At 29.8% G+C, this 19,720-nt stretch carries 18 protein-coding genes; 10 read left to right on the top strand and 8 right to left on the bottom strand.

Features of this window, described 5'->3' with window-relative positions; translation table 11 throughout:
* Positions 1 to 97 precede the first annotated feature (97 nt).
* Positions 98 to 844: a DJ-1/PfpI family protein gene (locus ACWYN7_RS02215; protein ID WP_462858204.1), complete on the bottom strand. Its 747-nt coding sequence runs from the start codon at positions 842 to 844 to the stop codon at positions 98 to 100.
* A 108-nt stretch (positions 845 to 952) separates the two neighbouring features.
* Between ACWYN7_RS02215 and ACWYN7_RS02220 the strand changes: the two genes are divergently transcribed.
* The 6 genes from ACWYN7_RS02220 (at position 953) to ACWYN7_RS02245 (ending at position 5,963) form a co-directional block, all read left to right on the top strand.
* The gene (locus tag ACWYN7_RS02220; protein ID WP_462858205.1) at positions 953 to 2,863 is read left to right on the top strand and encodes a CocE/NonD family hydrolase; all 1,911 of its coding nucleotides are present in this window, start codon (positions 953 to 955) and stop codon (positions 2,861 to 2,863) included.
* A gap of 1 nt (position 2,864) precedes the next feature.
* Positions 2,865 to 3,110, top strand: coding sequence for a DUF4174 domain-containing protein (locus tag ACWYN7_RS02225; protein WP_462858206.1), 246 nt, complete (start codon positions 2,865 to 2,867; stop codon positions 3,108 to 3,110).
* Positions 3,111 to 3,121: 11 nt separating this feature from the next.
* Complete coding sequence (locus ACWYN7_RS02230) at positions 3,122 to 3,286, top strand: DUF4174 domain-containing protein (RefSeq protein WP_462858299.1); 165 nt, start codon at positions 3,122 to 3,124, stop codon at positions 3,284 to 3,286.
* A 38-nt stretch (positions 3,287 to 3,324) separates the two neighbouring features.
* On the top strand, positions 3,325 to 3,489 hold the full coding sequence (locus tag ACWYN7_RS02235) for a DUF5522 domain-containing protein (RefSeq protein WP_462858207.1): 165 nt from the start codon (positions 3,325 to 3,327) through the stop codon (positions 3,487 to 3,489).
* A gap of 57 nt (positions 3,490 to 3,546) precedes the next feature.
* Entirely contained in the window at positions 3,547 to 4,260 is a 714-nt protein-coding gene (locus tag ACWYN7_RS02240) for a DUF4197 domain-containing protein (RefSeq protein ID WP_462858208.1), read from the top strand.
* Between the two features lie 98 nt (positions 4,261 to 4,358).
* On the top strand, positions 4,359 to 5,963 hold the full coding sequence (locus tag ACWYN7_RS02245) for a family 16 glycosylhydrolase (RefSeq protein WP_462858209.1): 1,605 nt from the start codon (positions 4,359 to 4,361) through the stop codon (positions 5,961 to 5,963).
* A gap of 392 nt (positions 5,964 to 6,355) precedes the next feature.
* Here ACWYN7_RS02245 and ACWYN7_RS02250 read toward each other — a convergent pair whose 3' ends face one another.
* Together ACWYN7_RS02250 and ACWYN7_RS02255 are read right to left on the bottom strand one after the other, a co-directional pair.
* Complete coding sequence (locus ACWYN7_RS02250; RefSeq protein WP_462858210.1) at positions 6,356 to 7,861, bottom strand: FMN-binding glutamate synthase family protein; 1,506 nt, start codon at positions 7,859 to 7,861, stop codon at positions 6,356 to 6,358.
* A 252-nt stretch (positions 7,862 to 8,113) separates the two neighbouring features.
* A complete protein-coding gene (locus ACWYN7_RS02255; RefSeq protein WP_068363688.1) occupies positions 8,114 to 8,365 on the bottom strand; it encodes a type B 50S ribosomal protein L31 in 252 nt (83 codons plus the stop codon).
* 241 nt (positions 8,366 to 8,606) lie between these two features.
* On the opposite strand from ACWYN7_RS02255, the gene ACWYN7_RS02260 reads away from it, so the two are divergent.
* Positions 8,607 to 9,644: a glutaminyl-peptide cyclotransferase gene (locus ACWYN7_RS02260; protein ID WP_462858211.1), complete on the top strand. Its 1,038-nt coding sequence runs from the start codon at positions 8,607 to 8,609 to the stop codon at positions 9,642 to 9,644.
* 43 nt (positions 9,645 to 9,687) lie between these two features.
* Positions 9,688 to 11,196: a hypothetical protein gene (locus ACWYN7_RS02265; RefSeq protein WP_462858212.1), complete on the top strand. Its 1,509-nt coding sequence runs from the start codon at positions 9,688 to 9,690 to the stop codon at positions 11,194 to 11,196.
* An 18-nt stretch (positions 11,197 to 11,214) separates the two neighbouring features.
* On the opposite strand, the gene ACWYN7_RS02270 is transcribed toward ACWYN7_RS02265, so the two are convergent.
* The 3 genes from ACWYN7_RS02270 to ACWYN7_RS02280 all read right to left on the bottom strand — a co-directional run bounded on the left by ACWYN7_RS02270 (position 11,215) and on the right by ACWYN7_RS02280 (position 14,034).
* Complete coding sequence (locus ACWYN7_RS02270; protein WP_462858213.1) at positions 11,215 to 11,781, bottom strand: thioredoxin family protein; 567 nt, start codon at positions 11,779 to 11,781, stop codon at positions 11,215 to 11,217.
* Between the two features lie 115 nt (positions 11,782 to 11,896).
* Positions 11,897 to 13,108 carry a BaiN/RdsA family NAD(P)/FAD-dependent oxidoreductase gene (locus ACWYN7_RS02275; RefSeq protein ID WP_462858214.1) on the bottom strand — a complete coding sequence of 404 codons (1,212 nt, stop codon included), beginning with the start codon at positions 13,106 to 13,108 and terminating at the stop codon, positions 11,897 to 11,899.
* A complete protein-coding gene (locus ACWYN7_RS02280) occupies positions 13,105 to 14,034 on the bottom strand; it encodes a GYDIA family GHMP kinase (RefSeq protein ID WP_462858215.1) in 930 nt (309 codons plus the stop codon). Before ACWYN7_RS02280 ends, ACWYN7_RS02275 begins: the two co-directional genes overlap by 4 nt.
* A 173-nt stretch (positions 14,035 to 14,207) precedes the next feature.
* Here ACWYN7_RS02280 and ACWYN7_RS02285 point away from each other — a divergent pair, with 173 nt between their 5' ends.
* Complete coding sequence (locus tag ACWYN7_RS02285) at positions 14,208 to 14,825, top strand: class I SAM-dependent methyltransferase (RefSeq protein WP_462858216.1); 618 nt, start codon at positions 14,208 to 14,210, stop codon at positions 14,823 to 14,825.
* A 142-nt stretch (positions 14,826 to 14,967) separates the two neighbouring features.
* On the opposite strand, the gene ACWYN7_RS02290 is transcribed toward ACWYN7_RS02285, so the two are convergent.
* Positions 14,968 to 15,672, bottom strand: a complete 705-nt coding sequence (locus tag ACWYN7_RS02290) for a FadR/GntR family transcriptional regulator (RefSeq protein WP_462858217.1) — start codon at positions 15,670 to 15,672, stop codon at positions 14,968 to 14,970.
* Between the two features lie 132 nt (positions 15,673 to 15,804).
* Positions 15,805 to 18,690, bottom strand: coding sequence for an aminomethyl-transferring glycine dehydrogenase (gene gcvP, locus ACWYN7_RS02295; RefSeq protein WP_462858218.1), 2,886 nt, complete (start codon positions 18,688 to 18,690; stop codon positions 15,805 to 15,807).
* Positions 18,691 to 18,875: 185 nt separating this feature from the next.
* Here gcvP and ACWYN7_RS02300 point away from each other — a divergent pair, with 185 nt between their 5' ends.
* Positions 18,876 to 19,697 (top strand): UbiA family prenyltransferase, encoded by an 822-nt coding sequence (locus tag ACWYN7_RS02300; RefSeq protein WP_462858219.1) that lies wholly within the window; start codon positions 18,876 to 18,878, stop codon positions 19,695 to 19,697.
* Positions 19,698 to 19,720 lie beyond the last annotated feature (23 nt).

Here is a 19,720-nt window from a genome sequence, read left to right on the forward strand (position 1 = left end):
TTTTCCTCTTGATAAATTCAAGAAGCTTATTAAAGTTTAGGTAAGTTGAGTTAACATTTTTTTAACAAAAAAGATGCCAAAACAGAAGTAGAAAAAATTATTCGATAATTAAATGTGGTACGTTGTCTAAATTCCAGTCAATTACCAAACCACCAGCTAAAGATTGCGCAATTTCTTTACCATATAAATATTCGCATAAATACAAAGCAGCTTCAAAAGATTTTGCGCCACCAGCAGAAGTAATATATTTGTCATCATGCACAAACAAAACCTCTTTTCTGATGTCTAAATCAGGAAACATAGTTCTCATTTTATCAATATCCGAAGGAAAAGTTGTAGACACTGTATTTGTTAATAATCCAGCTTTAGCTAAAACAAAAGCACCATCACAATGAGATGTTACGTAAATCGCTTCTTTGTCAACTTGCTTTACAAAATTAATTAAAGCTTCATTTTCTAAATCAGAATCTAAATGATGTTCTGCAGAAGGCACCACTAAAATGTCAATTTTTGGCAACGAATCTTTAAGGTAATTAAAGTCGGGTAACATTCTAATTCCTTCGAAAGTTGTAATAGGTTTATCAGTATTTGCAACTGTAAACACATTCATAGCTTTTATGTTTTTTCTGTAAATGGTATGCTGAAAAATATCGAAAGGTGCTGTAAGTTCTGTATTGTAAGTGCCATCCATAATTAAAAAAGCGACATTATATCTGTTCTTTTCTAGTTTAGGGAATATTTTATGCAATTTTTCTCCTTTTATTAATTTGTTGTTTTTATTGTTTTCTTCTGATTTACAGGATGATAAAATAATCAACAATAAAATAAGGTAGAAATTTTTCATATTTCGATATTTAGGAATTATAAAAGTAACCAAAATTCATTTTAACAATGGTTTCTTTTCCAAACTCTTTTTGTTTTGTAAATTTATAACAACAAATCAAACACCATTATGAAAACAAAATTACTAGTATTCTTTTGCAGCATTTTTATTTTTATTTCTTGTAATTCATCCTTAGAAAAGGAAGAGAAAAAAGAGAATTATGTAGCAGACAATTACACCAAAAAAGAAGTAGATATTACAATGCGAGATGGCATAAAACTGCATACTACAATCTATTCGCCTAAAGATACTTCTAAAAAATATCCAATTTTAATGCAAAGAACGCCTTATAGTTCTAAACCTTATGGAGATGGAATGAAAACTAAAATTGGACCAAATATTCATTTAATGAAAGAAGGTAATATTATTGTTTATCAGGATGTTAGAGGGAGATGGATGAGTGAAGGCGTTTACGATAATATGCGAGCGTACAAACCAAATAAAAAAGAAAATGAATCTGATGAGGTTTCTGATACTTATGATACCATTGATTGGTTAGTGAAAAACGTAGAAAATAATAACGGAAATGTGGGTACTTGGGGAATTTCTTATCCTGGGCATTATGCAACAGTTTCTGCAATAGATGCACATCCTGCATTAAAAGCGGCTTCTCCACAAGCTTGTATTGGCGATTTTTTCTTTGACGATTTTCATCATAATGGAGCTTTTTTATTAAGTTATTTTAGAGCCATTTCTTTGTTTGGTACTTATAAAGATACTCCAACAGACACTTCTTGGTATTCTTTTCCAAAGATGAATTCGCAAGATCAATATCAATTTTTCTTAGATAAAGGACCATTAAAAAATTTAAATGAGTTTTTTCAGTATGATAAATTAGACGTTAACGCAACAGCTTCTAAAGATAGAATTGATGATTTTTTCTGGAAAGAAATTGTAGAGCATCCAAATTACGATGAAAATTGGAAAAGTAAAGGAATAATTCAACACATGGATAAAGTACCAAGTACTGTAGCAACTATGATTGTTGGGGGGTGGTTTGATGCTGAAGATTTATACGGACCTTTAGAAACCTATAAAGGCATAGAAAAAAACGGAAAAGATAATTACAATACTTTGGTTTTCGGGCCTTGGGATCATGGGAAATGGGCAAGAAATACCGTAAAAAATACAGTTGGTAATTATTATTTTGGCGATTCAATTTCTTTAAAATTTCAATCAGAAATAGAAACAAAATTTTTTAACCATTTCTTAAAAGGTAAAGGTGATAAAAATTCAGGTTTACCAGAAGCTTATGTTTTTGATTCAGGTAAAAAAGAATGGAAATCTTACGATTCTTGGCCACCAAAAAATGTTGAGAAACAAGATTGGTTTTTGTCTGAAAATCAAGAATTAACTTCGGATAAAAAATCAACATCAAAAATTAATTTTATTAGTGATGTAAAACGCCCTGTACCTTATTCTGAAGATATTAAAACCGTTTTTACACCTCGAAAATACATGACAGACGATCAGCGTTTTGCAGCGAGAAGACCTGATGTTTTGGTTTTTGAAACGGATGTTTTAACTGAAGACTTTACATTAGCTGGAGATATTTTAGCGAAACTAAAAGTAGCAACTACAGGAACTGCAGCAGATTGGATTGTAAAGGTGATTGATGTTCATCCATCAGATACAAAAGAAGATAATGAAGGCTTACAAGATCATTTAAAAATGAGTAATTATCATTTAATGGTTAGGAGTGAAGTTTTAAGAGGGCGTTTTAGAAACAGTTTCGAAAAACCAGAACCTTTTACACCTAACAAAAAGACAGCTGTAAATATTAAATTGCAAGATGTTTTTCATACGTTTAAGAAAGGACACAAATTACAGATTCAAGTGCAAAGTACTTGGTTTCCTTTAATCGATTTAAATCCGCAAACGTATGTAGATAATATTTACAAAGCAGATGAGGCAGACTTTAAAACACAAACGCATACTGTTTTTACAGATTCTAGTATCGAGTTTTCTGTATTAAAATAAGATGAAAAAAATTACCATTATTTGTTTTTTAATTTTTGTAAATTCTAATTACGGTCAAGAGTTTAATCAACATCAATGGAAAAATAGAGTTGTTTTAATTTTAACCAACAATATAAAGTCTGAAGTTTTTAAGCAACAGCTGGAAGCTTTTCATAAACCAACAAAGGAATTTAAAGAACGTAAGATTGTTTCTTACGTTCTTTTACCTGCTAATTATCAGCTTGGCATCCATCTAAAAACTGGATAATTAATCAAGAAATATTTAACGAGTTCAAGAAAACCGACAAAGAATTCGAAGTGATTTTAATTGGTTTAGATGGAGATGTAAAATTACGAGAAACAGAATTTTTATCAACAGAAAGGTTATTTACGATTATAGACACAATGCCAATGAGAAAAAGAGAAATCAGAAATAAGAATTAGGTAATTTATAAGTGAGTTTAAAGCCCTATTTTTGCAACATGTTTAATCCAAGAATAGAATTCGATAAAGACGATTTTTACTTTAACGAACAAGGTTATAGAGTTTTTACAGAAAAATATCACCTAAAACGTGGTTATTGCTGTAAAAGTGGTTGCAAACATTGTCCTTTTGGCTATGATAAAAAAACAGATAGTTTTAAATAATTCGAGTGACTTTTCATAAAAAAAGTGTCTTATTACAATAGAAATAAATCAAGAATAATGATAAAAAGAATTTTAGTTTTAGTAGTTGCAATTCAGTTTGCAGGTTGTGCAGAATTACAAAAAGTTGTTAGTCAATTACCAAGTGGAGGTGGAGTTTTAACCCAAGAACAAATTGGTAATGGTTTAAGACAAGCTTTAGATCATGGAATAGAAAATCAAGTTACCAAATTAACGGCTGTAGATGGTTTTTATAGAAATGATTTGGTTAAAATTTTATTGCCACAAGAATTACAAGCTGTAGATAATGGTTTAAGAAAAATTGGTTTGGGTAATTTAGCTGATGAAGGAATTAAAGCATTAAATAGAGCTGCAGAAGATGCTGTAAAAACGGCTACTCCTATTTTTGTAAATGCTGTAAAAGAAATTACTTTTGCAGATGCAAAAAATATTTTATTAGGCGATAATAATGCAGCAACTACTTATTTACAATCTAAAACAAATCAAAGTTTATATAATAGTTTTAGTCCTGTAATTAATCAGTCTTTCTCTAAAGTAGGTGCAGATAAAATTTGGAGTAACTTAATTACCAAATACAATTCTATCCCTTTTGTAAATAAAGTAGATCCAGATTTAACAGCTTATGTAACTAACGAAGCTTTAAAAGGAGTTTTTACAATGATAGAAGTAGAAGAAAAAGGAATTAGAGAAAAAGTAGGTTTAAGAGACACTGCATTATTAAAGCAAGTTTTTGCTTTACAAGACAATAAATAAAACAAGTTTTTATTATCAGTATGGTATTTGTATAGGTGTTTTTTTACGAAACACCTGTATTTAAAGATATATTTGTAGAAATACATTAAAATCTAAAAATGCGAAATTTATTCATACTGATTGCCCTAGTTTTCATTAATTCTATTTTTGCTCAACAAAAAGTCGAAGACGATTTTGAGGGAAATGGAACAATTTCTTCTTGGTTTGGAGACGATTGTGGAATGGACAATGCATTTTTAAATCCCTTTAAAACCTATATAAATACATCAGATACCGTTTTAAAATACACCGATAATGGAGGGCAATATGCAAATGTTCGTTTTGATGTTCCAATAAATTTTAACTTAGCTACAAACAGTACGTTTTCAGTTAAAATTTATGTTCCATCTTCTGGTATTACTGGTAACCAAACAAACCAGGTATCTTTAAAGTTACAAGATGGAACAATTGGTAGTCCTTGGGCTACACAATCCGAAATTATTAAACCATTAGATTTAGATCAATGGCAAACAGTTACTTTTGATTTTAGTAGCGATAACTTTATCAATTTAGATCCAAATTCCGAAAATCCAACAAGCAGAACTGATTTTAATAGGATATTAATTCAGATAAATGGCGAAAACAATAACAGTTTTGTTACAGCTTATATTGATGATTTTAGTTATGATGGAACACTAAATTTAGGAACAAATCCTGTTTTTAATCATTTGGTTTGGTCTGATGAATTTGATGGAACAGGAGCCATTGATAGTGATAAATGGTTTCATCAAACACAATTACCAAATGGCGGAAGTTGGTATAATGGAGAAATTCAGCATTATACAAATCGAGTTGAAAACTCTTCAGTAAATGACGGAATTTTGAGTATTACTGCACAAAAAGAAATCTTTACAGATCAAGGTTACACCAAAAATTATACTTCAGCTAGGTTAAATTCTAAATTTGCTTTTAAATATGGTAAAATAGAAATTAAAGCAAAATTGCCAACTGGTGTAGGTACTTGGCCAGCCATTTGGATGTTGGGTAAAAACATTATTGAAACTGGTGGTTTTTGGACAGATACTTATGGCACAGAATATTGGCCTGCTTGCGGAGAAATAGATATTATGGAACATTGGGGCCGTAATCAAAATTATGTGCAAAGTGCTATGCATACACCTTCTAGTTTTGGAGGAACTGTAAATCATGGAGGTAGAAGCATTGCTACAGTTTCTAGCGAATTTCACATATATTCTTTAGAATGGTCTTCTGAAAAAATGGTTTTTAAAGTCGATGATGTAGAACATTATACCTACAATCCTAGTGTAAAAAATGAAAATACTTGGCCTTTTGATAAAGAGCAATATCTCTTATTAAATATTGCCATAGAACCAGGTATTGCTTCATCTTTTACAAAAAGTACTATGGAAATCGATTATGTAAGAGTGTATCAAGAAGCTGTGGCTTCTGTAAAAAATGTAGATGACTTACCTAAAGTAAAATTTTACCCAAACCCTGTACAAAATAATTTAAACATTCAATTGACGTCTGATATAGAAGGGTTTAAGGTGGAGATTTATAATGTATCTGGTCAAAGAATACTTTCATTTAATCAGAATTCTAATCATAAAACAATCAATCTTTCACATTTATCAAAAGGGATTTACTTTTTAAAATATGAAACCGAAACCGGAATTAAAACACAAAAAATTGTAAAAAACTAATTAGATGTCTAAACAGATACAAAAGTTTAAAAGACGATGTATTTTTTTTAGAAGATTTTATGATATAATATTGATTGTCAGGTGATAAATTTTTATTAGATTTGAGAATACAATTAAAATCCCCAATTATAATGCACTATACAATTCAGCTATCCAATTTTAAAAAGCAATTACAAAAACGTTACGAAAGACTTGTTGAAAAATCTAATAGTTATAGATATATCAACGAATCAGTAAGTGATTTAGCAGCCTTTAAGGCAATGAAAGTTTTAGAAAAACTAAATAGATTTCGTTATTTGAACAGAGAAGTAATCGGCTAAACCTTATTTTGTAACATTTTAAAATCCTAAAAGTTTTTAGATTAGAAACATAAAGATTTGTTTAAAGAAATATTAGTAATATATTTCTTCTAAACTCACAATTTCTTCATCTTTTCTACGTCTAAAAACTTGGTTGGGTTGTAAATCTTGTATAGAGTCTAAACCAATAACAGAAACCATTTCTTTTACAGAGGTTATTGTTTTATGATGATAGTTTTTTACACGTACATTTTTTTGTGCTACAACCAAAGCTTCTACCAAATCTTCATCTTGTGTAGCCACACCAACTGGGCATGTATCTAAATTACATTCTCTTGCCTGTATGCAGCCTAAACTAAGCATAAAACTTCTTGCCATTCCAATGGCATCTGCACCAAGCGCTAAGTATTTTACAATATCAAAAGCATCTACAGCTTTACCAGAAGCTATTATTTTAATTTGATGTTTTAAATTGTATTGCTTTAAAAGTTTATTCATAAAAACTAAACCTTCTACTAACGGACTACCAATATAATTTGTAAATTCTAAAGGAGCAGCTCCAGTACCACCTTCACCACCATCAACAGCAATAAAATCGGGATAATTGTTAGCAGTAGCAAAAGCTTTAATCATTTCTTCAATTTCAGCATTATTTCCTACACATAATTTAATACCTACTGGTTTTCCTTGTGATAAATCTCTAACTTTTTGAATAAATGTTATCATTTCATCAAAATTAGAAAATGCAGAATGACCTGGAGGAGAATCTACTTGAGTACCAGCTTCTACAGAACGAATTTCTGCAATTTCTGGAGTGTTTTTTTTAGCGGGTAAAATACCTCCATGACCTGGTTTTGCACCTTGAGAAAATTTAATTTCAATCATTTTTACCTCAGGAAGGATGGCGTTTTTCTTGAAAACTTCATCATCAAAAACACGTTTACCATCCACAGATTTTCCTGCACCAAAATACCCAGTACCTACTTGAAAAATTAAATCACCACCTTGCAAATGGTAAGGAGATATTCCACCTTCTCCAGTATTGTGAGCAAAGTTTCCCATTTTTGCACCCTGATTTAATGCCATAATTGCATGGCTACTTAATGAGCCAAAAGACATTGCAGAAATGTTAATGATAGAACCACTATATTTTTGACTGCATTTATCAGATCCAAAAATTACACGATCTCCTTTTGTATGATGATGGTTTTTAGGAAATAATGAGTGTTTAACAAACTCATATCCTTTTGCATATACATTGTGTTGTGTGCCAAAAGGGATGGTATCTTTTGCTAATTTTGCTCTCTGATAAACAACACTTCTTTTTTCTCTATTTATAGGCGTTCCATTTAAATTATCTTCTATAAAATATTGTTGAATTTTATCTCTTTCTTCTTCAAAAAGCCAACGTAAACGAGCAACTAAAGGAAAAGCTCTTAACAACGAGTGTTTGGTTTGTAAACTATCGTTAATGGCAATTAAAGTTAATATTCCTGATAAGGACAAAAGAATTATGTTTCCAGTATGTGGTAAAAAATACACTAAAACTCCACTTAAAACAGTCGAGGTTATTAAAACAGAAAGTATGGTATTTCTCATTTTTAATTTTCGATTTTAAAGAAGATTAAAAGTAATCTATTTGTTTTAAAATAATTAAAAAAGTTGGCAAATAATTGCGTTAGGGGTTGCAGTGGAAATCCTTTTTTTAGCTGTTTTTTTCAGCTAAAAAAAGATTGCAACGTAAAACCCGACCTGAAAGGAAACGCCCAAATAATTATTTCTTAATTTTATTGAAAAGAAAAAGCCTCAACAATTGTTGAGGCTTTTAATATTGTTAAAATTCTAAGAAAATTATTTCTTGAATTTTGCGTATTTGTTTTTGAACTTGTCAATACGTCCTGCAGCATCAATAAGTTTAGATTTACCAGTGTAAAATGGATGAGAAGTTCTAGAAATCTCTAATTTTACTAAAGGATACTCAACACCATCAACTTCTAAAGTTTCTTTAGTGTCTACAGTAGAACGAGTTAAAAAAACATCTTCGTTAGACATGTCTTTAAAAGCTACCATTCTATAATTTTCTGGATGAATTCCTTTTTTCATTTTATAATATTTTAATTCTTTAATGTTATGTTTGCAAAGTAAAGTTGGTAAGGCTTTACTAAATTCTCTAAATAGCTATATATTACTATTTTGAGGATGCAAATTTAAGGATATTTTTTAATTTACAAATAAATAAATTACTTTTATTTGTACTTCTAGTAAATATCTGGTTTAAAATATAAAATATTAGTGGTTAAAGCCTCATTTTAACTGCGTTAAAACTTTAAAAATAAAAATCATAATGAAGAAAATTGCTTTATTTACATTGCTATTGTCGTTCTTTTTTTTAACAAGTTGCGATAAAAGTTACAAGTTTACATTAAATGTTACTAAAAAAAACACACTTAATGATAAAGTAAACATCACTTTAAAAGAAGAAAATAATCAGCAAATTAATAACGTACAATTTTTTGTAAACGGAAAAGAAATTTCTTCGGATGGAAACTCGTTAAAGCTTAATGCAAAAGACTTTGGAGTAGGTAAACATGTAGTTTCTGCTTTGGCTTTTTATCCTGGTAAAACAAAAAAAATAAACAATTCTTTTGAAGTTTTTGCTGACAAAAAACCAGCTATTTATACTTATGAGATTGTAAATTCTTTTCCTCACGATACCAAAGCTTACACCCAAGGATTAGAATATTATAATGGTTTTTTGTATGAAACTACAGGTAGAAGAGGGCAATCTACACTGAGAAAAGTGGATATTAAATCAGGGAAAGTGCTACAAAAAATAGACTTAGACAAGCAATATTTTGGTGAAGGTATGACCATTTTAAATGATAAAATCTATTGGTTGACTTGGGAAGCAAAAAAAGGTTTTGTATATGATTTGAAAACTTTTGAATTTGAAAAAGAATTCGATTACAAAAACAGTAAAGAAGGTTGGGGATTAACCAATGATGGTGAAGAATTGATTAAATCTGATGGAACAAATAAAATTTGGTTTTTAGACCCAGAAACTTTAAAAGAAAAGCGTTCTATTCAAGTATATTCTAATGATAGAGCCGTTGATAATATTAACGAGCTGGAACTAATTAATGGAAAATTATACTCTAACAAATATCAAAAAAACACAATTGTAATTATTGATATAAAAACTGGTGCTGTAATTGGTTTAGCAGATTTAAGACCTTTAGAAAAAGAAATGGCAAAAACTCAAAAATTGGTGGATCAAGATGAAGTTTTAAACGGAATTGCTTACGATAAAGAAAACGACAGACTTTTTGTTACCGGTAAAAACTGGGGAAAACTTTTTGAAATCAAATTGGTAAAAAAGTAATAATCAGTTCATTTTAAAGTTCTATTTTTATAAAAATTGATTTATGCGTTATTTTATTTCTTTCTTAATTTGTGTTGCTCTTGTTTCTATGAGTTCTTGTAGAAAAGATTTTTCTACCATACCTAATTTTGGAAGCTTAGAGTTTTCTAAAGACACCGTTTTTTTAGATACTATTTTTACAAATATTGGCTCTGCAACTTATAATTTAAAAGTATACAACAGAAGTAATTCAGCAATTACAATTCCTGAAATTTCTTTAGAAAATGGAACAACTTCTAATTATAGATTAAATATTGATGGCATACCTGGTAAAGAATTTAATAATATAGATATTTTAGCAAAAGACAGTATTTATGTTTTTGTTGAAACCACTATCGATAATGCTACAATTTCAGATCCTTTATATACAGATCGTATTTTGTTTGATACTGGAGCAAATCAGCAAGATGTAGACTTGGTGACTTTAGTACAAGATGCTAATTTTATTTTTCCAGGTCAAGACCCTATCACAATGAAAATTGATAGTTTAACCATAGATGGACAAGCAACTACCATAAAAGGAAGGTATTTAACAGATGCAGAACTTACCATTACCAACGCAAAACCTACAGTATTTTATGGCTATGCAGCTGTACCTGCTAATAAAACTTTAACCATAGAAGCTGGAGCAAAACTCCATTTTCACAACAATTCTGGTTTAATAATCGATGATAAAGCTACTTTAAAAGTAAACGGAACTTTATCTGAAAAAGTAGTTTTTGAAGGCGATCGTTTAGAGTATAGATTTAGCCAAACTCCAGGTCAATGGGGTACTATTTGGATGCGAGCAGGAAGCAAAGACAACGAAATTTATCACGCACAAATTAAAAACGGAATTATTGGTATTTTAATAGATAGTATTGGTTCTGATACCAACCCAACTTTAAAATTACAAAATACAGAAATCTACAACCATTCTAATTTTGGAATTTTAGCAAGAGAAACCAATATAGAAGCACATAATGTTGTAATTGGTTCTGCAGGCGAAGCTTCTTTAGCAGCAACCATAGGTGGTACGTATAATTTTACACACAGTACTTTTGCTAATTTTTGGAACAATGGAATTAGACAATTACCAGCAGTTTTAGTAAATAATTTCTTTGTTTATAATGATGAAAATGGGCAAGAAATTATAGAAACTAGAGACTTGAAAGCGGCTAATTTTACCAATTGTATTTTTGATGGAAATAATAATATCGAATTTGTTTTAGATAAAGTTGAAGGTAGCTTATTCAACTATAACATTAGTAATTCTATGATTCAATTTAACGATGTAAGTGATTCTTACACAGATTTTGCTGAATTAGATTTTACCAACAATACCAATTATCAAAATATAATTTTAAATGGTTTTGCAAATTTTAGAGATTCTCAAAATGAAGATTTTATTATTGGTCAAGAATCGGATGCCATAAATAATGCAAAAATTACTGCTTTTACTTTAGATATTTTAGGAGTAGATAGATCTACAAATCCTGATATTGGGGCCTATCAAAACATTACTTTCGAATAATTTTTGAAGACTTTTATTTTAGTAAATAATTTTTTTCCATTTAATACCACAACCTACACTTGGTTTTTGGTTTTCTATCGGATTTTTATTTTCTAGCAAGTGGTTTAACGAAGTTCGTAAATCAATTCCAGTAACTGGTTTTCCATTTCCAGGTCTAGAATCATCCAATTGTCCATGATATACAGATTTTAAATCAGCATCAAAAACATAAAAATCTGGAGTACAAGCAGCATCATAAGCTTTAGCAATTGCCTGCGTTTCATCATATAAATAAGGAAAAGGATATTTTTCTTCTGATGCCAATTTTTTCATTAAATGAGGTGCATCTTGTGGATAATTCTCAACATCATTAGCACTTATAGCTATAAAATTGATGCATTTTTGCTGATATTCATTAGCCATTTTAACCAATTCTTCGTTAACATGAATTACAAAAGGACAATGATTGCAAATAAACATAATAACAGTTCCTTTATCACCTTTTAAATCATTTAACGTGTAATATTTATCATCAATAGTATTGATTAAGTTAAAGTCTGGTGCTTTTTTGCCTATTTTAAATTCGTTAGATTCTGTTCTTGCCATTACGATTTAGTTTTTTTTGTTAGTTTGTCATTTCAATTTTTTGGAGAAATCTCAAATATGTATATCTCAAGCAGTCTCACTTTTGTTTCACTTTATTTAAAATAACAAAAAAGGATTAATTTTCAGCTAATGCTTTAGCACAAATATAACCACCTGTCCAAGCATTTTGAAAGTTAAATCCGCCAGTTACTGCATCAATATTTAAAATTTCACCCACAAAAAATAAATTTTTATGCTGTTTACTTTCAAAACGTTTAAAGTTAATTTCTTTTAAATCTACACCACCAGCTGTTACAAATTCATCTTTAAAAGTAGTTCTGCCATTGGCATTGTAAATTCCTTTTGTAAGTTGATTTGCTAAATTTTCTAATTTCGAGTTTTTTAAATCTGCCCAATTTTGGTTAGATTTAATATCAGCAGCAATTACAAAACGTTCCCATAATCTTTTTGAAATTTCAGAAAAAGGTGATTTTAAGATTACAGTTTTTCGTGGTTCTTTCTTTTTTAGGTTCAATAAAACGTTTAAAACTTTATCAGTTGGTCTAGACAACCAATTAACACTTACATTATATTGATAATTTTTATCCGCTAAAATTCTTGCACCAAAGGCTGATAATTTTAAAATAGCTGGGCCACTCATGCCCCAATGTGTAATTAATAATGGGCCAGAAGCTTCTAATTTTGTGCCCACAATATTTACTGTTGCATTGGGTACAGAAGTTCCTAATAAATCTACCAATCTTTTATCGTTAATGTTAAACGTAAATAAAGAAGGTACTGGCTCAACAATTGAATGATTTAAACTTTTGCATAAATCCCAAACTTTTTTAGAACTACCAGCAGCAAAAACAACTTTATCTGCTTTAAAAGTTTCTTTTTTTGTGTTGATAACCCACTCATTTTCTTGTTGATAAACTTCATTTACACCACAGTTTGTTAACACTTTAATTTGTAGCTTATCAACAGCATTCTGAAAACAATCTATAATTGCTTGACTTGTATTTGCTTCTGGAAAAACACGATTATCATCTTCAATTTTTAACGGAACACCTCTTTCTTCAAACCACTCAAAAGTATCTCCTGTCATAAATTGATGAAAAGGTCCTAAGAGTTCTTTTTTTCCTCTTGGGTAGAACTGCACCAAATCTTTGGGTATAAAGCAAGCGTGAGTTACATTGCAACGTCCACCACCAGAAATTTTAACTTTTTGTAAAACATCTTTTCCTTTTTCTAGAATGGTGATGTCTAACTCAGGATTGTTTTCTTTGGCATTTATGGCTGTAAAATATCCTGCTGCACCACCTCCAATTATAATTATTTTAGTCATAAAATCATTTCTTGATATGTAAGAATTGTATCAAATCCTTTGTTGTTAAAATATGCTTTTGTTTTTTCGTTTCCTGTTGCCATTACAAAATCTCCACCCCAAGCTCCTAAACTTTTAATTTCTCCAAAATAATCAGAAAATAACCGTTCTTTTACGGGTTTTAGTTTGATGATTGAGCTGATAATCTGTTCGTGTTCTACAATTAATTTATTAAATTCAATAATTGAATTCACTTTTAAAAAAGCATCAGAAATCTCAGAAATACGCGCTATTTCTGCATCAAAATTAAGGTTACTTTCTCTAAATTTTGCAATCCCTTTTTTAGAATCTTGTTTCTGATTTAAATACACAAAAAAGATATTTTCTTTAAAACTAGGATTAAAATTAACTTGTTTTACAACTGGTTTCTTATCCTGAATTTCATAAAAAATAGGAGAATTATTCTGTGCACAAGCAATGTCATATCCACTACCTTTAAAGGAATTCCACAGCAATTGAAAAGCATCAACTTTTGCCCAAGTTGCAATAGAATTTATTAAAGTTGATGAACTCCCTAATCCCCAATTTCTTGGGAAAGAAAGTTTAGTTTTTACGATAAATCCATTTTCTGAAGACAAAAATTTGGGATTCATTCTTTTGGCTTCCTGTAAAATTTCTAACAAAGTTTCTGCAATAAACTCTGCACTTCCTTCTTTATCAGAATTAAAAGTACAGTTTGCCAAACGTAATTTTGGAAGATCAAAAACGGCTTCAAACCAACATTCACCTGTAGTTGTAAAACTTCCCCAAATAATTTGAGGTTCTTTAATTTTTTCAACAATTAAATCTTGCCCAAATTTTGTAGGTATTGCCAATGATTTTGCACCATCTAATACAAGATATTCTCCAGTTAACAATAGTTTTCCATTAGAGTAATAGTTTGTCATTTGGTAATAAGGATTTTTCTTTTTTTATTTAGAAACACACAAAGATAGTTATCTTCGTTTACTAAATAAGTAAAATAGTTGCATCTAATTGATGTTTATATTTTGTTGGTTTTATGGATAAGTTAAAAAACAAAATCAAAAAAAATAAAAAACCTTGGCCAACTCAAAAGGCAATGGAGCAGATCTATGACTTGAATCTTTGGGGAGGAAAAAAAACTGAATTTTATTCTGGTTTTGGCTCTCATCATCCAGAATTGGTGCAACCATATATAAATAAGGTAAAATCTTTTTTCACTTCTTTTGATGTTTCTCTAACAGTGTTAGATTTGGGTTGTGGCGATTTTAATATTGGTAAAGAGCTCTACACATACTCTAAAAATTATATTGCTATTGATATTGTTGAAGATTTAATCAATTTTAATACAGAAAAATATAAAGCGGATAATTTAGAATTTAGATGTTTGGATATTGCAAAAGACAATTTACCAAAGGCAGATTGTGTTGTAATTAGGCAGGTTTTACAACATTTATCGAATGTGGAAGTTGAAAATATTCTAAACAAATTAATCAATTATAAATATATTGTACTCACAGAACATATTCCAAAAGGGGATTTTGAGCCCAATAAAGATATTATTTCAGGGCAGGGAATCAGACTAAAAAAACAAAGCGGATTGGATGTTTTAAAACCTCCTTTTAACTTTAAAGTGAAATCAAAAAAAGAACTTTTATCAATAGATTTAACGAATAAAAAAGAGAAAATAGTTACTTGGTGTTTTGAGGTTTATTAATGATAAAAAAAATCCGTCTAAATTATTTTAAACGGATTAATTCTAAAAATCAAATAAACTATTTTAGTTATAAATAATAAGTAAAACTAAAAGGTAAATTTGATTGATTTAAATGTTAGTTTATCAGTAACATAAGCCTGTTTTAAGCTTTATTGTTTTCTATAAATTTACATAATTTAAAGAAATGTTTTTGCATCATTTCTTCAGCTTTTTTAGTGTCTTTTGCTTTTATGGCTAAATAAATATCTTTATGTTTATTTATTTCTGTAATTACTTGATCGCCATCGCAGACGGCATCTCTTTCATAAGTATCTAAAATTGGTGGTATTATTAAAAGCATAACAGAAAGCATTGTACTGTTTTTACTTGCTTTAGCAATTGCCAAATGAAACAATAAATCTTCTTCTAAATAATCTTGTCCGTTAGTAATTTTTAATTCAAATGCTTTAAGTGTTTCTTCTATTCTAATTAAATCTTCTTCTGTTCTTCTTTGAGAAGCCAACGCAACAGTTTTTAATTCTAGAGAAATTCTAGTTTCTGCCAGTTCTACAAAAGAAGGAGAATCTATTGTTAATATTTCTTCTACAATTCCGTTAAACCCTGTTAAGCCAATAGTTAAAAAAGTACCACTTTGCGATATTGATTTTACAACACCATAAAACTCTAACCTTTTAATTGCCTCTTTAATATGATTTCTTTTGACATTAATTTTTTCAGAAATAACACGTTCAGAAGGTAGCTTTTCTCCACGTTCTAAATTTTTAGAGTTTATTAAATCTCTAATTTTTCTAATGATATCATTCTGTAAAATTCTATTTTCATTAGAATCTATTAAGCTAATCTTCATCTAAATAATCAATCAATTAATGATACGTTTTCTTTTGTATGTCTATAACAATTCATAAAACTATCAAATTTATTTATTTATCAATGATAATTTAATAGTTATTTATGTAATTTTTTTAAGACATAATTTCTTCTACATATAATCTTCAATTGGATTACAAGAACAGATTAAATTTCTATCTCCAAAAGCATCATCTACTCTTCTTACGGTTGGCCAAAATTTATTTTCAGCAATATACGCTAAAGGAAAAGCGGCTTGTTTTCTGCTGTATGGAAAACTCCATTCATCTGCAGTTAGCATTTCTTGAGTGTGAGGTGCATTTTTTAAAGGATTATTTGCATCCTCTTTCGTTGCATTTGTAATTTCTTCACGGATGGAAATCATAGCATCACAAAAACGATCAAGTTCAGCAATAGATTCAGATTCTGTAGGTTCAATCATCATGGTTCCACCTACAGGAAAAGAAACTGTTGGAGCATGGAAGCCAAAATCCATTAAACGTTTGGCAATATCTACAACTTCAATCCCTTTTTGTTTAAAATCTCTACAATCAATAATCATTTCGTGAGCTGCACGTCCTTTTTCCCCTGTATATAAAGTCTCATAATGTCCTTGCAAACGTTCTTTAATATAGTTTGCATTTAAAATGGCATTTTTTGTTGAGTTGGTTAATCCTCTAAAACCAAGCATGGTTATGTATCCATAAGAAATTAAACACACTAAAGCAGAACCCCAAGGAGCTGATGAAATGGCTGTAATTGCATTTTCTCCACCAGTTTCAATAACAGGATTTGTAGGTAAAAAAGGTACTAGTTGAGGTGCAACACAAATTGGCCCAACTCCAGGACCTCCTCCTCCATGAGGAATGGCAAAAGTTTTGTGTAAGTTTAAATGACAAACATCTGCGCCAATTGTTGCAGGATTTGTTAAACCAACTTGAGCATTCATATTTGCACCATCCATATACACTTGCCCTCCATGATCGTGAATAATTTTGGTGATTTCTTTAATTTCACTTTCAAAAACTCCATGAGTAGAAGGATAAGTAACCATTAACGCAGCCAAATTATCGGAATGCAATTCTGCTTTTTCACGTAAATCAGCAACATCAATATTTCCATTTTCGGCAGTTTTGGTTACAATCACTTTCATACCAGCCATAACAGCAGAAGCAGGGTTTGTACCATGAGCAGAAGCAGGAATAATACAAATATTTCTATGTGATTCGTTTCTAGATTGATGGTAAGCTCTAATTGTCATTAACCCAGCAAACTCACCTTGAGCACCAGAATTTGGCTGTAAAGAAGTACCTGCAAAACCCGTAATAATATTTAGTTGATGTTCTAATTTTTTAAGAACTTCTTGATATCCTTGCGCTTGGTTTAAAGGTACAAAAGGATGAATATTTCCCCAATTAGGATTGCTTAAAGGCAACATTTCTGAGGCAGCATTCAATTTCATGGTACAAGAACCTAAAGAAATCATAGAATGATTTAAAGCCAAATCTTTACGTTCTAGTTTTTTTATGTAACGCATCATATCTGTTTCTGAATGATACGTGTTAAAAATCTCGCTTTCTAAAAATGATGTATTTCTAGCAACAGCACCTTCAATAACTTCAAAATCCGAATGAAAAGGTTCTTGAGTTAAAATTTGAGAAAAGGTATCGTAATTTTCTTCTTTTACAGGATTTGGACGTTTTTTTAATTGTCCAAAAATGGTAAACAAAGTCATTAAATCTTTTTGAGTAGTTGCTTCGTTTAAAGAAACAGAAATCAAATTATCAGAAACATAATTAAAGTTTACCTCAAAAGATTCTGCAATTGGTTTTAATCTGATGGCGTCAATTTCTACTAAAAGTGTATCAAAATAAGAAGAGTTTAGTTGTTTAAAACCAGCCTTTTCTAAAAAATCTGCAACTAATTTTGTTTTATTGTGCACTGTATCAGCAATATATTGCAAACCGTCTTTTCCATGATAAACAGCATACATACCAGCCATAACAGCCAATAAAACTTGCGCAGTACAAATATTACTAGTAGCTCTTTCTCTTTTAATATGTTGTTCTCTAGTTTGTAATGCCATACGCAAAGCGCGTTTACCATTCATGTCTTTGGTTACTCCAATTATACGTCCAGGAATACTTCTTTTGTATTTTTCTTTGGTAGCAAAATACGCTGCATGAGGCCCTCCATAACCTAAAGGAATTCCAAAACGTTGGGTGGTTCCTACAACTACAGAAGCACCAAATTCACCAGGAGCTTTTAATTTTACAAGTGATAATATATCAGCAGCCACTGCTACTTTAATATCATTATCATTGGCTTTGGCAACAAAGTTTTCATAATCAAAAATTTGACCAAATTTACCTGGATATTGTAAAATTGCACCAAAAAAATCATCATCAAAATTAAATGCTTCGTGGTTACCAATTACTAACTCAATACCAATAGGAGTAGCGCGTGTTTGTAATAAAGATAAGGTTTGTGGCAGAATTTCATCAGAAACAAAAAACTTATTGGCACCCGCTTTTTTCTTAGCACGTTCTCTAACATCAAACAACAAAGCCATGGCTTCTGCAGCAGCTGTAGATTCGTCTAATAAAGAAGCATTTGCTAGTTCCATTCCTGTTAAATCACAAACCATAGTTTGGAAATTTAACAAGGCTTCTAGACGACCTTGAGCAATTTCTGCTTGGTAAGGTGTGTATGCTGTATACCAACCTGAATTTTCTAAAATATTACGCTGAATTACACTTGGCACAATCGCTTCATGATACCCTAAACCAATATAGGTTTTAAACACTTTATTTTTATTGGCAAGAGCATTTATGTGTTGTAAATACTCATATTCGCTCATTGCAGGATCTAAATCTAAATCATCTTTTAAACGAATATTATCGGGTACGGTTTCATAAATCAGTTGTTCTAAACTATCTGCGTTAATAGCTTGTAACATTTTTTTCTGTTCATTTATATTTGGCCCTATATGCCTTAGTTGAAACGAATTTGTGTTCATTAAATAAAGTTTTTAAAGTCTTATTTCAATCGATTTAGTTGGTTAAATTCTTAACAAATTTTGTCGATTTTAAAAACTACAAAAATAGTCATTTAAAGAGTCTTAAACTTCTATTAAAAATGATAAAACTCTGTTAATTATTAACCAAATTAAAATGTTATTAACATATACTTTACTTTTGTAAAATGAGATTCTTAAAATATTTTTTTGATTTTTATATTAAAGCCAGCATTCACGTTGCTTTAGCAGTTTATGCATTTTTAAGAATTACAGAAATTTATTTTGATCTACCTTATAACAAAAACTTAAATTATTTTATATTTTTTGGAACCATAACAGGGTATAATTTTGTAAAATATGCAGGTGTGGCCAAATTGCATCATAGAAGTCTAACAAATAGCTTAAAAGCAATTCAAATATTTTCTTTTTTTTGTTTTTTAGGGATGGGATTTTATGCCTATCAAATTTCTATAAATACTTTAATAATAACAATTCCTTTTGTAATCTTAACAGTATTGTATGGAGTGCCTTTTTTAAGCGGATTTGATAAAACCCTAAGAGAAGTAAGTTATTTAAAAATAGTAGTGGTAGCTTTAGTTTGGGCAGGATTTACAGTTTTAATTCCTGTTATAGATGTAGAAAAACAAATATCCATTAATACTGTTTTATTAACCATACAGCGTTTCTTAATAGTGGTAGTTTTAATTTTGCCTTTTGATATTAGAGATGTTAAATATGATGCAATTTCCTTGCAAACTATACCAAGAAAAATAGGTATAGAAAAAACCAAAAGATTGGGCTTAATTTTAATGGTTTTTTCATTGATTTTAGAGTATCTAAGTTTGTCTTCAAATACACAAAAAACACCTTTTATGATTTTCTTTTTTTTGGTGATATTATTCGTAATGAGAGCAAAAGCAGACCAATCTAAATACTATAGTTCGTTTTATGTAGAATCTTTGCCAATAGTTTGGTGGATCATACTTTTAGGATTTGATAATATTTAATTAAAAAGCGCCTTTTTTTTACA

It is taken from the genome of Polaribacter sp. M10 (assembly GCF_054968445.1).